General features: G+C 48.0%; 11 protein-coding genes. 10 read left to right on the top strand and 1 reads right to left on the bottom strand.

Annotated elements, in window-relative coordinates; genetic code table 11:
- Nucleotides 1-158 precede the first annotated feature (158 nt).
- From LG211_RS07800 to LG211_RS07755, 10 genes are all read left to right on the top strand, one after another.
- The gene (locus LG211_RS07800; RefSeq protein ID WP_148398146.1) at nt 159-1370 is read left to right on the top strand and encodes a thiolase family protein; all 1212 of its coding nucleotides are present in this window, start codon (nt 159-161) and stop codon (nt 1368-1370) included.
- Nucleotides 1371-1392: 22 nt separating this feature from the next.
- A complete protein-coding gene (locus LG211_RS07795; protein WP_269477292.1) occupies nt 1393-2250 on the top strand; it encodes a 3-hydroxyacyl-CoA dehydrogenase family protein in 858 nt (285 codons plus the stop codon).
- A 12-nt stretch (nt 2251-2262) separates the two neighbouring features.
- Nucleotides 2263-3030: an enoyl-CoA hydratase/isomerase family protein gene (locus LG211_RS07790; RefSeq protein ID WP_269477291.1), complete on the top strand. Its 768-nt coding sequence runs from the start codon at nt 2263-2265 to the stop codon at nt 3028-3030.
- A 15-nt stretch (nt 3031-3045) separates the two neighbouring features.
- Nucleotides 3046-4275: a 2-hydroxyacyl-CoA dehydratase subunit D gene (locus tag LG211_RS07785; protein ID WP_269477290.1), complete on the top strand. Its 1230-nt coding sequence runs from the start codon at nt 3046-3048 to the stop codon at nt 4273-4275.
- Between the two features lies 1 nt (nt 4276).
- Entirely contained in the window at nt 4277-5404 is a 1128-nt protein-coding gene (locus LG211_RS07780; RefSeq protein WP_269477289.1) for a 2-hydroxyacyl-CoA dehydratase subunit D, read from the top strand.
- A gap of 31 nt (nt 5405-5435) precedes the next feature.
- A complete protein-coding gene (locus tag LG211_RS07775) occupies nt 5436-6218 on the top strand; it encodes an acyl-CoA dehydratase activase (protein WP_148398142.1) in 783 nt (260 codons plus the stop codon).
- A 1-nt stretch (nt 6219) separates the two neighbouring features.
- Nucleotides 6220-6660 (top strand): 3-hydroxyacyl-ACP dehydratase FabZ, encoded by a 441-nt coding sequence (gene fabZ, locus LG211_RS07770; protein WP_253020675.1) that lies wholly within the window; start codon nt 6220-6222, stop codon nt 6658-6660.
- A 33-nt stretch (nt 6661-6693) separates the two neighbouring features.
- Nucleotides 6694-8010 (top strand): acetyl-CoA hydrolase/transferase family protein, encoded by a 1317-nt coding sequence (locus LG211_RS07765; RefSeq protein ID WP_148398141.1) that lies wholly within the window; start codon nt 6694-6696, stop codon nt 8008-8010.
- A gap of 197 nt (nt 8011-8207) precedes the next feature.
- The gene (locus LG211_RS07760; RefSeq protein WP_148398140.1) at nt 8208-8630 is read left to right on the top strand and encodes a PaaI family thioesterase; all 423 of its coding nucleotides are present in this window, start codon (nt 8208-8210) and stop codon (nt 8628-8630) included.
- Between the two features lie 29 nt (nt 8631-8659).
- Complete coding sequence (locus tag LG211_RS07755) at nt 8660-9607, top strand: AEC family transporter (RefSeq protein ID WP_148398139.1); 948 nt, start codon at nt 8660-8662, stop codon at nt 9605-9607.
- Nucleotides 9608-9915: 308 nt separating this feature from the next.
- On the opposite strand, the gene LG211_RS07750 is transcribed toward LG211_RS07755, so the two are convergent.
- Entirely contained in the window at nt 9916-11649 is a 1734-nt protein-coding gene (locus LG211_RS07750; RefSeq protein ID WP_148398138.1) for a phospho-sugar mutase, read from the bottom strand.
- Nucleotides 11650-11689: the final 40 nt, after the last annotated feature.

The raw sequence follows: 11689 nt of genomic DNA, 5'->3' as shown, positions 1-11689 counted from the left end.
GGGATGCAGACCTCGGATATCATCGTGGCCATCAATAAGGATCCGGAAGCGCCGATGATGCAGCTGGCCGACTACGCCATCTGCGGCGATCTGAAGAAGGTCATTCCGGAAATCATCGAAGCCTGGGACCAGGAGTAACAACTTAAGGGAGGAAAACAATGAAACCATGCGTAATAACAGGTGCGGCAAGAACAGCCGTAGGAGCTTATCTAGGAAGCTTAAAGACAGTTGAAGCTCAGGATTTGTGCGCTGCGGCTATCACAGCTGCGGCAAAGAGATCCGATATAGAACTTGGGGATTTGGATCAAGTCATTATGGGCGATGTATATGGATACACACCTAACGTATCCAGATGCGCAGCTCTGGTTGCGGGAGTCCCTGAAGAAGTTCCTGCCTATGTCGTCGACCGTCAGTGCGCATCTTCATTGCAGGCAGTGGTTAGTGCTTGCTATGAGATCGCAGCAGGCGAAGCGGACATCGTCATGGCAGGCGGGGTAGAGGTTATGTCGAGGCTGCCCTTCTACCTAGATCCATCCGCCCGATATAAACCATTTAGGCTGGGGGATAAACCACTGTTTGACACCTTCAACCACGGGGTAACGATGGTATCGTCCAAAAAATATCCGGGTCTCAACATGGGACTGACAGCAGAAAACGTTGCTGATAAATATGGTATTACAAGGGAAGAGATGGATGCTTTTTCCGTTGACAGCCAAAGAAAAATGGCCGCGGCAAAAGCTGCGGGCAAATTCAAAGAAGAGATTGTTCCTTTCGAGGTACAAGACCGAAAAGGGAACTTTATCGTCGACGAGGATGAACATAACACGCCGAATACAACGATGGAAAGTCTGGCCAAACTGAAACCTGCTTTTAAACGGGACGGCGGTCTGGTTACAGCAGGAAACTCCTCCGGCATGAACGACGGTGCCTCTGCAGTCGTTGTCATGTCAGAAGAAAAGGCCGAGGAACTGGGTAAAAAACCTCTGGTAAAGATCATCAGCATGAGCGCGACAGGCTGCGATCCCAGAATCATGGGAATCGGCCCTGTATCGGCTGTTAAAAAAGCTTTGAAAAAGGCCAATCTAACTCTGGAAGATATGGATCTGGTGGAACTTAATGAAGCTTTTGCGGCCCAGAGCTTAGGCTGCTTGAAAGAATTAGGGATCGGCATGGACACCGATTTTTACAAGGAACGGGTCAATGTCAACGGCGGAGCTATCGCCCACGGCCATGCTCTCGCAAATAGCGGTACCAGAATCCTGACAACCCTGATTTATGAAATGAAGCGTAGGGATGCAAGATATGGTCTGGCCACTCTCTGCATTGGAGGCGGTCAGGGAATGGCAATGATCGTGGAGAATTGCAAATAGATAAGCAGGAGGAATCAAATCCATGGATATAAAAAAAGTAGGAGTTGTAGGCGCCGGCATGATGGGAGCAGAAATCGCGCTGTGCTTTGCACGGGCGGGGATTGAGACCATTATCAGCGATACTTCCCGGGAAATAGCAGAAAAAGGAAAAGAAAAACAAGCCGCAGTGCTGGATAAGAGTATAAAAAAGGGCAAGATTGATGAGGCAGCCAAAGCGGCGACGCTGGAAAAGGTTACGCCCACTGGAGATCTTTCCGATATGGCGGACTGCGATTTTATCATAGAAGCTGTTCTGGAAAATCTGGAGATCAAACAGGGAATCTATAAACAGCTGGATGAAATCTGCAAAGAGAGCACCATTATTGCCAGCAATACCTCCAGTATCTCCATCACGAAATTGGCATCTGCTGTCAGCGAAGGCAGAAAAGGCAAGTTCATTGGAACTCACTTCAACTCACCGGCCAGTGTCATGAAATTAGTAGAAATCATACCAGCGCTTTTGACCGATGACGAAACCGTAGATATTACCAAAGAGCTGCTGCTGTACATTGAGAAAGAACCGGTAAAAGTTAAGGACGTGGTAGGCTTCGGGCTGAACCGCTTATTCCACTGCTTTTACCTGGAAGCATGCAGACTGGTAGAAGAAGGCGTCTGTACACCAGAGGATGTGGATAAGATTTGTAAATACGGTCTGGGCCATCCAATGGGCATTTTTGCACTGCTTGATATTACCGGCCATGACCTGAATCAGAGCGTTGACCAAATCCTGTTTGAAGGATATGGAGAACGGTTCAGACCCAGCCCTGTTATACAAAGGCTGGTGGATTCGGGAAGACTGGGCAGAAAATCAGGAGCCGGTTTTTATGACTACGAGAAATAGGAGGCAGAGAATATGGCACAGGTATTATTAAAAAAAGAGGAGAACATTGCCATTATCCGGGTAGATCGGCCGGAAGCTCTCAATGCCCTAAGCCGCAGCATCATTGATGAAATGGATGAGCTGGTAGAAGAAGTGATGAGGGATAAGGACATTCGCTGCCTGATCCTTCACAGTGAAAAAAACTTTGCGGCAGGCGCAGATATCAAGAAAATGGTCGAGTGCAACGAAGAGGAAGCACGGGCTTTCCTCTTTTCGCCCACCTACAACAAGATTGCGGACCTGAGTATACCGGTTATCGCCGCCATTGAAGGCTATGCACTGGGCGGCGGAATGGAGCTGGCCATGACTGCAGATATCCGCATTGCCGGCGAGAGCGCCAAGATGGGTTTCCCGGAAATCACATTGGGGATCATGCCCGGAGCCGGCGGTACCATCCGCGTTCCCAGAATTATTGGAGAAGCCAGAGCAAAAGAATTAATTTTTACCGGTGATGTGATAACAGCGGAAAAAGCTCTGTCCATGGGCCTTGTTAATCGGGTGTCCGACGACGAACATGTTTTTGACGAAGCGATGAAACTGGCAAAAAAGCTGGCAAAGAGAGCCCCGATCGCAATGGCTATGGCAAAGAAGACGATCAAGGCCGGACAGGAAGAGCAAAGTCATACGAAAGGCATTGAGATTGAGGCTGACAACTGGGCAAAACTCTTCACAACCCAAGACCAGAAAGAAGGCATGCGTGCATTCCTTGAAAAGCGAAAACCGGACTTTCAGAATAAATAGTTAAGAGGAGGAGACATGATGGATGGCAAACCAATGACATCAAAAGAAATGCTCAATCATTTGGTGGCAAAACACTACGAAGGCGCTCTGCAGGCGAAAAAAGAAGGCAGACCCGTTGTCTGGGCCACCTCAATCTGCCCGCAGGAGCTGCTTGAAACAATGGACCTGACCACCGTTTATCCGGAGAACCATGCTGCGGCTATCGGAGCAAGAAAAGAGGCGCTGACCTTTATCGAACATTCCGAAGCGGAAGGCTATTCGGCGGATATCTGTTCTTATGCGAGGGTAAATATGGGATATGCGGATATTCAGCACGCAGAGGCACAGGATATACCGCTTCCGGATCTGATTTTCTGCTGCAGCAATATCTGCAATACGGTGATCAAGTGGTATGAAAATCTTGCGAAAAAGCTCAATATTCCGTTGATTATGTTTGATATGCCCTTTAACCATACATACGAAGTGCCCGAGCACAGTGTAAAGTATATGCGGGGACAGATCGAATACGCCATTAAACAATTAGAGGACTTTACAAAGAAAAAATTTGATTATGATAAATTCGGCCAGGTCATGGAGCTTTCCAACGCTACCTGTGAGTGGTGGAAAAAAGCGACTGACTGGGCCAAAGTAAAACCGTCCCCGCTCAATGGTTTTGATATGTTCAACTACATGGCCATGATCGTCTGCATGCGAGGTAATGAGGACGGACACAAACTTTTCAAATTGTGGCACGATGAGATGGAGGCTAAGGCCAAGGCAGGCAAAGGCCCGTGGAATTCCGCTGATGAGAAATACCGGGTAATCTGGGATGGAATCGCATGCTGGCCCCATTTGGCCGTGACCTTCAAGACTCTGAAAAAATACGGGATCAATATGGTAACGTCCACTTATCCCGAATCCTGGAACGTTCGTTATGAAACCAATGATCTTTCTGGTATGGCAAAGGCCTATGCGTCCAATTATGCCAACCGCAACCTGGACTATGATACAAATAATATGAAAGCTCTCGTAGAAGACTTCAGCGTGGACGGAATCGTCTATCACTCCAATCGAAGCTGCAAGCTGATGGACTTTAGACAGTATGAGGTACAGCGGAGAGTCGCCGAGGCCACAGGAGTCCCTTCTGTTGTATTTGATGGAGATCAGACCGACCCTAGAAACTTTTCTGAAGCACAGTACGAAACGAGAATTCAGGCATTAGTTGAAATGATGGAAAAAAATAAGGAAGCAAAGAGGAGGGGTTAAGATGAGCTATCAGGATACGATCAAAAAATTAGAGCAGGCGGCTCTTCATCCGGCCAAGACGGTTACTGAACAGATCAAAGAAACCAGAAAAGACGCCTTCGGATGCTTCCCCATCTACACGCCGGAAGAAATCATCTACGCGGCGGGGCTTCTGCCCATAGGCATGTGGGGAGGAAAAACTGAGCTGAAGCTGGCGGACCGGTATTTGCAGAGTTTTTGCTGCTCGATCATGCGTTCCAATATCGAATATGGGATGAAAGGTACTTATAATATGCTCAAAGGAATTATTCTACCTACCTTCTGCGATACGCTGAAATGCATCTGCGAAAACTGGAAGGTAGCGGTGCCCCAAGTACCCATCGTACCCATCGTTTATCCGCAGAACCGCAACATCGATGCAGGGTTTACCTACATCGTAGAAGAGCTGCAGCGGGTAAAAGGCGAGCTGGAAAAACGGATAGGCAAGGTTATCAGCAGCGATGATCTGGAGGCTGCCTGGGAGCTCTACGAAGAGTATCGGAAAACAATGCGGGAATTTACGGATGTTGCAGCCGAGTATCCCCACATCATAGGGGCCAAGACGCGGCATCTTATCATAAAAGCCGGATACTTTATGGATAAAAAAGCGTACACGCGAGATATCCGGGATATTATCGCCGGACTGAACGCAGAGGAAAAGAAGCCCTTTGCCGGAAACCGGGTGGTGGCGACCGGCCTTTTAGCAGAACCGGTTGAACTGCTTGATATCTTTGAAGAAAACCAGGTTGCCTTTGCAGCCGATGATCTGGCTCAGGAATCAAGGCAGTTCCGTACGCCGGGAAGAAGCCAGGGAAGTTTCTTTGAAAAAATGGCCGGCAGAATCTGTGATCAAAAAGGCGATACCTTCCTCTATGAAGAAGAAAAGACAAGAGGCCAAATGCTCATTGACCTGGTAAGAGAAAAGAAGGCTGACGCAGTTGTGATCTTTATGATGAAATTCTGTGATCCGGAAGAATTCGATTACCCGATTTATAAAAAGGAACTGGAAGCTGCGGGTATTCCGATGCTGTATCTGGAAATTGATCAGCAGATTGACTCTTTTGAACAAATTCGAACGAGAGTCCAGAGCTTTACAGAAATGCTCATATAAATGATCAAATAAATGTGGAAGGGAAAATACCATGTATTTAGGAATTGATATTGGCTCATCTTCATCGAAAGTCGCCATTCTTGATAGCCAAAAACAGATTGCTGCTGTTTCGGTTCTAAACTTGGGAACTGGGACGAATGCTTATGAAGATGTAATAAAAGATGCAATGGAACAGGCTGGTGCCGGCAAAGAGGACATTTTATATATCGTTGCTACTGGATACGGTAGAATCAACTTTAAAGGCGCAGACAAACAGATTACAGAAATTACCTGCCATGCAAAGGGCGCGGGATTTTTGATGGATGACATACATACCATTATTGACATCGGGGGTCAAGACGCAAAGGCCATCAAGCTGGGCGAAAACGGTCAGGTAGCGAACTTTGTTATGAATGAAAAGTGCGCTGCCGGAACAGGCCGGTTTCTGGAAGTAATGGCCAGAGTCCTGGGCTGCGGAATTGATGAGCTTTCATCTCTTGCCCAAAAATCCACGAAAGAAATATCGATCAGTAACGTGTGCACCGTATTCGCCGAGAGTGAAGTCATTTCCAGACTTTCGGCAGGAGAAAAAGTGGAAGATGTTGCTAGAGGGGCCCATATGGCTATTGCCAAACGGGTCATGGGTATGGCTGGAAGAGTAGGCTATGAACCAAAAGTGGCTATGACTGGCGGTGTCGCCCTCAACCAGGATATGGTAAGATGTATGTCAAAGGAAATGGGCTGCGATGTGGCGGTTGTCCCCCATTGTCAAGCGGTGGGAGCCATCGGCGCGGCAGTCTTTGCATATGAAATCAGCCATAAAGAGGAGAAATAAAATGGAAACAATCACAATGAACAAAGATCAGATCAAAGAAGTCATCCCCCATAGGGAACCGATGCTTTTAATCGATGAAGTTTTAGAAATGGTGCCGGGTGAAATGATTAAGACGGCGTTTTACCTGGATCCGGAACTGGATTTTTTCCGCGGACATTTTCCGGGTGAGCCGGTTATGCCGGGAGTATTGACCGTGGAATCCATGGCCCAGACTGCCGATGTGCTGCTTTTGTCCATGGAAAAATACGCAGGCAAGGTGCCTCTGTTCATCGGCATCGATCAGGTGAAATTCAAGAGAAAGATCGAACCGGGCGACAAAATTGAAATAGAAGCAAAGATCGTTAAGGTAAATGAACCCAAAGCCGTGGTTACCTGTGAAGCTGTCGTATATAATAAGGGCGAAATTTCCACGACAGGACTGGTAACACTAGCTATGCGTTGAACAGCATGAGACAGAAAGGATACAAAAAAGAAGATGGACTGGAAAACGATATATAAAGAAAGAACCGTCAGCGCAGAAGAAGCGCTGAGCCATGTAAAATCGGGCGACAGCGTCGTTCCCGCTCATGCTGCGGCAGAGCCGCAGTACCTGATCAACAAGCTGCTGGAACGCAAAGATCAGCTGGAAGGCGTGAGAATTACTCAGGGCCTTAACATCGGCGATGCGCCTTACGCAGCGCCGGAATACAAAGACGCCTTTGTAAACGTAAGCTTTTTCTGCGGAAAGAATAACCGCAAGTGCATCCAGGAGGGCCGGGGCGAGTTCCTGCCCATCCATTTCTACGCCCAGCCAAGGGCGATCCGGGAAGGGATCCTGCCCTGTGATATCGCGCTGGTTCAGGTGACGCCGCCGGATGAAAACGGCTATGTCAATATGGGAACCTCCTGCGACCAGACACGGGTAGCTATTGAAAAGGCCAGAGTGGCCATTGCCCAGGTAAACCAGAATATGCCTCATCTGTGCGGAGATACGCTGGTACATGTATCGGATATTGATTATTTTGTCGAATACGACGAGGATATCTATGAGATTCCGCTGATCAGCAGTGATGATCCGGTTGCAGAGAAAATTGGATATAATATATCGACTTTAATCGAGGATGGAGCTACGCTTCAAATGGGTCAGGGGACCATTCCCAACGCCATTCTCAAATTTTTGGAAGACAAAAAAGATTTGGGCATTCATACGGAAGTGTTTTCCGACAACCTGATCCCGCTGGTAAAGGCAGGTATCGTCAACGGCAGAAGAAAATCCATCAACCGGGGCAAGATCATTTCTACCTTTGTACAGGGTACAAAAGAGCTGTACGAATATGTAGATAACAACAATATGATTCAGCTGATGCCTGTGGACTATACCAATGATGTGGCGGTGATCGCAAAAAATGATAACATGGTTGCCATTAACTCGGCTCTGGAAGTAGATTTGATGGGTCAGGTCGTGGCCGATGCCATTGGATCCAAGACTTTCAGCGGTGTAGGCGGCCAGCTGGATTTCCTCAGAGGCGCAGAACAGGCAAAGAACGGCAAGCCGATCATTGCCCTGCCGTCAACGGCTAAGGGCGGTGAAATTTCGAGAATTTCCGCCGTACTCAAGCCAGGAACCCCAGTGACAACGACCAGACAGGATGTACATTATGTGGTTACCGAATATGGAATCGCCTATCTGTTTGGCAAGACCATCAAGCAGAGGGCCGAAGCTTTGATTAACATCGCCCATCCAAAATTCAGGGACCAGCTTAGAGAAGAGTTTCAGGACTACTGCAAGTCAGCAGGCCAGTTGTATTTCTAATAATCGTTCCTTCTTTTAACATTAACAATATTCAGTCAAGGAGAATGCCTCACGGAAAAAGAGTGGAGACATTCTCTTTGCTTTCGCCGGGATTGCAAAAGAAATAGTGGTCCGATCAGGGTTTTTGTTTTATAATAGAGAGTACGCAAAAAGCGGACAAAACGACAGGAAACAATTTAAAGGAGGATTTTATATATATGGAAGAACGTTTTCAAGAAATTTTAAATTATATCAAACATCCAAAAGAGGTCAGATTGAACAATATGCTGGACCCGTACTTTTTGGGGGCAGACGAAGATGAGATGATTGCCGACATCTTGTTTTGTACACAAGAATGGGAGCGGAATCAAAGAAATGAAATTCATGGAGGCGCCATCGCATCCATGTTTGACACGGCGATGGGTGTCAGCGCTGCCGCATTTCAAAAACAAGGCAGTGTTTCTACCGCCGATCTTCAAGTCAGCTTTATCCGGCCTTTTCTCAGCGGAGCGTTTATTTTTACCACGCAGATTACTAGTATGGGCAAGACACTGATCCGTGCCACCTGCATTGCACGGGAAAAGCAGAGCGGAAAAATCGTGGCCACTGCGTCTGGAACCTTTGTGCCATTTAAGAAATAGACCGGATTCTATTAGGGAGAAGAACGAGTATGTACGCCAAATATTTTGTCTTGTTTGCGATTTTGTTCACAGGATATTTTCTGCGAAAAATCAATTTTTTAGACGATAACATGAACCATGGACTTAATAAGTTCATCGTCTATTTTGCATACCCCTGTATGATCGTACATAATCTGGGGACCCTCACCATGGACAGACGGCTGATTTTCAACTTTTTATTGATGCTGATTCTGACGCTGGTCTGCTTTTTCCTTTACGCCGCATATATGTACTGGTACTGCAGACTGCGCAAGACCCCTCGGGAATTCTCCCATATTGTGGAGTTTTCCTCTTTCTGTCCTAATAATGGATTCATGGGCTTTCCCATTACCCTGATCTTCTTTGGGGAAGAAGGGCTATTTTTGATGCTGGCCCACAATGCTGCAATGAACTTTTTCTTTTTCGCTTACGGCGTGCGGCTGATGAGGCGCAATAAGGACGAGGTGAGAAAGCGGACGCCCCGGGCTGCAGCCCGTGCGGTTCTCAAGGTTCTGCTCAACCCCAACATTATTGCTCTGGCAGCAGGCTTTTTAATCAGCATTACCCATGTGGGTCTGCCCGAGCCGGTGGATGAATATCTGCTGTATATCGGAAATGTTTCAACGCCCATGGCCATGATCTTCATCGGGTCCACCCTGGCAAACTGCAATTTGCTGGAGATTATCAAAGATCATATTGTGATCGAGGCGACGGTCAACAAGTTGTTTCTGCTGCCGCTTTTGACCTTTGGCCTGGCTGTTTTCCTGCCCATCGACCCGCTGATCAAGGCGATGCTGGTGCTGGGCTGCTGCTTCCCGGCGGCTGCTATGGTATCCATGCTGGCGGAACAGGAAGGGGAGGATCAGACCATGTCCAGCAAGATCCTTTTTCTGAGCACCCTGATCTCGGTTATTACCATACCCCTGTCCATTCAGCTGCTCAGCCGAATTTTTTTGTAAGAATTTTGGCGCTAAGGGTCAGAATCGGATTCTGATGCCGGTCGGCTGTTTTCAACGATTGATCCACCTCAAATCCGGCTTGAAGCAGAAGTCTTCACTCTCTGTCAAGATCGGGCCCCGCAAACCCATTGCTCTGCGTAAAAAATAAAAAATTTTATAAAAATTTTCCCGGCCCTGGGCCATGGCCTCCAGGCCTAGAACCTGATTTCGGAACGCTGCCCAAATGGAAATCACCCTGTATAACAAAGCATTTGTCAGGAATTGCAGCCTGTAGCCGTTGGAAAAATCTCAACAATTTGGTCAATATGTCACAAAAGCTGCTCGATCAAGGAAAAGAAATCCTTCTTTGTCCGCTCCAGAGTTTCCTCCGCATCCCGGCGGCCGTTGCCGGCGACACAGAAATAAAAGCGAATCTTGGGTTCCGTGCCCGACGGTCTGGCTTTGATGAATCCGCCGTTTTCAAAAGTCAGTCCGACGATGTTGACCTTTGGAAAATCCAAATCCAGCATGCAGCCGTTTTTTAACTGCTTGCCTCTGTCATAATATTCCCGGCTGATGATTTTTTGGCCGCCGATCCGGCAGCGATCATCGGCTGCTAAGAACTTCATAATCTGGTCGATCCGTTCTTTTCCGTCTTTTCCCATGAGCGTACAAGCAACCTGTTCATCGAGGAAATAGCCGTAGGTATCAAAGAGTCCGTCCAGAACATCGGTCAATGTCTTTCCCTCGATCTCCTGATAATAGAGCGCGGCTTCCGCTACAAGTGCAGCGCCCAGGACCGCATCCTTGTCCCTGGCGTATGTGCCTTTGAGATAACCCAGACTTTCCTCAAAGCCAAACAAAAAACTTCCTTTGCCCGTCTCTTCCATCTCTTTAATCTGTTCCCCGATAAATTTAAAGCCGACCGGTACCTTTTTCAGTGGTACGGCCAGTTCCTCCGCCAGCTTTTCGGTCAGGGCAGTGGAAACGATGCTTTGCAGCATGATACCATCTGCGGGCAGGCCCTTTTCCGCTTTTTGCGATCCAATGATGTAATTGGCTAAAATGACTCCTACCTGATTGCCAGTCAAATGCTGGTATTCCCCTTTGCTGGTCCTGCACTGAACTCCCAGACGGTCCGAATCCGGATCCGTAGCCAGCAGCAGATCGGCCTGCAGTTCTTTAGCATAGGTCAAAGCAAGTTCCCATGCACCTTCATCTTCCGGATTGGGAACGTGAACCGTAGAAAATTCCGAATCGGGCTCAGCTTGTTCAGGGACAGTAAAGATCTGGGAAAATCCGTTCTGGGAAAGGATGCGCTCAACAAAAACCCGGCCAGCGCCGTGGAGCGGGGTGTAAACGATCTTCAGTCCGCAGCCCTTCTGCTGATCCAGCTGGGGATGGAGCAGCTGCTCCTGGACGCAAGTCATATAACAATCGTCCACCTCCTGGCCGATCATTTCCAACAGCCCTGAAGCAAGGGCTTCCTCGCGGGAAAGGACAGAAACATCCCATCCGCACTCGTCCATCTTGGCCATGATCTCATCGGCTTGGGCCGGAGGAAGCTGGGCGCCGTCCTCCCAGTAGACCTTATAACCGTTGTATTCTTTTGGATTATGGCTGGCGGTGATCATGACGCCGGCAATGGCATGCTTGTGGCGAATGGTAAAGGATAATTCCGGTGTTGAACGGAGAGATTCAAACAAGTATGCCCGAATACCATGAGCTGCAAGTACCAGGGCCGTCTCCATAGCAAAATCCTCTGAAAACCGGCGGGAATCATAAGCGATTGCTACTCCCCGATTTTTCGCATCTTCGCCGTGGTCTGCAATGACGCGGGCAAAGCTGGCTGTCAGTTTACGGATCAGATATAGATTCATACGATTGGTTCCGGCTCCAAGCATACCGCGCATGCCTCCAGTTCCAAACTCCAGATCGCAGTAAAAGCGATCCTCGATATCCTTTTCATCGGTTATAGCCTTGAGCTCCGCCTTCGTAGCTTCGTCAAAATACGGGCTGGTAAGCCACTGCTGATAACGGTCTTCGACTTCTTTATTTAACATAGCATTTCCCTCACTTCCTGAGTTGATCTGTGATATACTG

Origin of the sequence: Hominibacterium faecale, from assembly GCF_020734085.1 — a bacterium.
GTDB lineage: Bacteria > Bacillota > Clostridia > Peptostreptococcales > Anaerovoracaceae > Hominibacterium > Hominibacterium faecale.
Note: the sequence above shows the minus strand (reverse complement) of the source record. Positions and strands in the feature narration are given on the sequence as shown.

Bases quoted from the DNA above. Each gene is read 5' to 3' on its own strand.
- LG211_RS07800 (WP_148398146.1), top strand. From the start codon at position 159: ATGAAACCATGCGTAATAACAGGTGCGGCAAGAACAGCCGTAGGAGCT.
- LG211_RS07795 (WP_269477292.1), top strand. From the start codon at position 1,393: ATGGATATAAAAAAAGTAGGAGTTGTAGGCGCCGGCATGATGGGAGCA.
- LG211_RS07790 (WP_269477291.1), top strand. From the start codon at position 2,263: ATGGCACAGGTATTATTAAAAAAAGAGGAGAACATTGCCATTATCCGG.
- LG211_RS07785 (WP_269477290.1), top strand. From the start codon at position 3,046: ATGATGGATGGCAAACCAATGACATCAAAAGAAATGCTCAATCATTTG.
- LG211_RS07780 (WP_269477289.1), top strand. From the start codon at position 4,277: ATGAGCTATCAGGATACGATCAAAAAATTAGAGCAGGCGGCTCTTCAT.
- LG211_RS07775 (WP_148398142.1), top strand. From the start codon at position 5,436: ATGTATTTAGGAATTGATATTGGCTCATCTTCATCGAAAGTCGCCATT.
- fabZ (WP_253020675.1), top strand. From the start codon at position 6,220: ATGGAAACAATCACAATGAACAAAGATCAGATCAAAGAAGTCATCCCC.
- LG211_RS07765 (WP_148398141.1), top strand. From the start codon at position 6,694: ATGGACTGGAAAACGATATATAAAGAAAGAACCGTCAGCGCAGAAGAA.
- LG211_RS07760 (WP_148398140.1), top strand. From the start codon at position 8,208: ATGGAAGAACGTTTTCAAGAAATTTTAAATTATATCAAACATCCAAAA.
- LG211_RS07755 (WP_148398139.1), top strand. From the start codon at position 8,660: ATGTACGCCAAATATTTTGTCTTGTTTGCGATTTTGTTCACAGGATAT.
- LG211_RS07750 (WP_148398138.1), bottom strand. From the start codon at position 11,649: ATGTTAAATAAAGAAGTCGAAGACCGTTATCAGCAGTGGCTTACCAGC.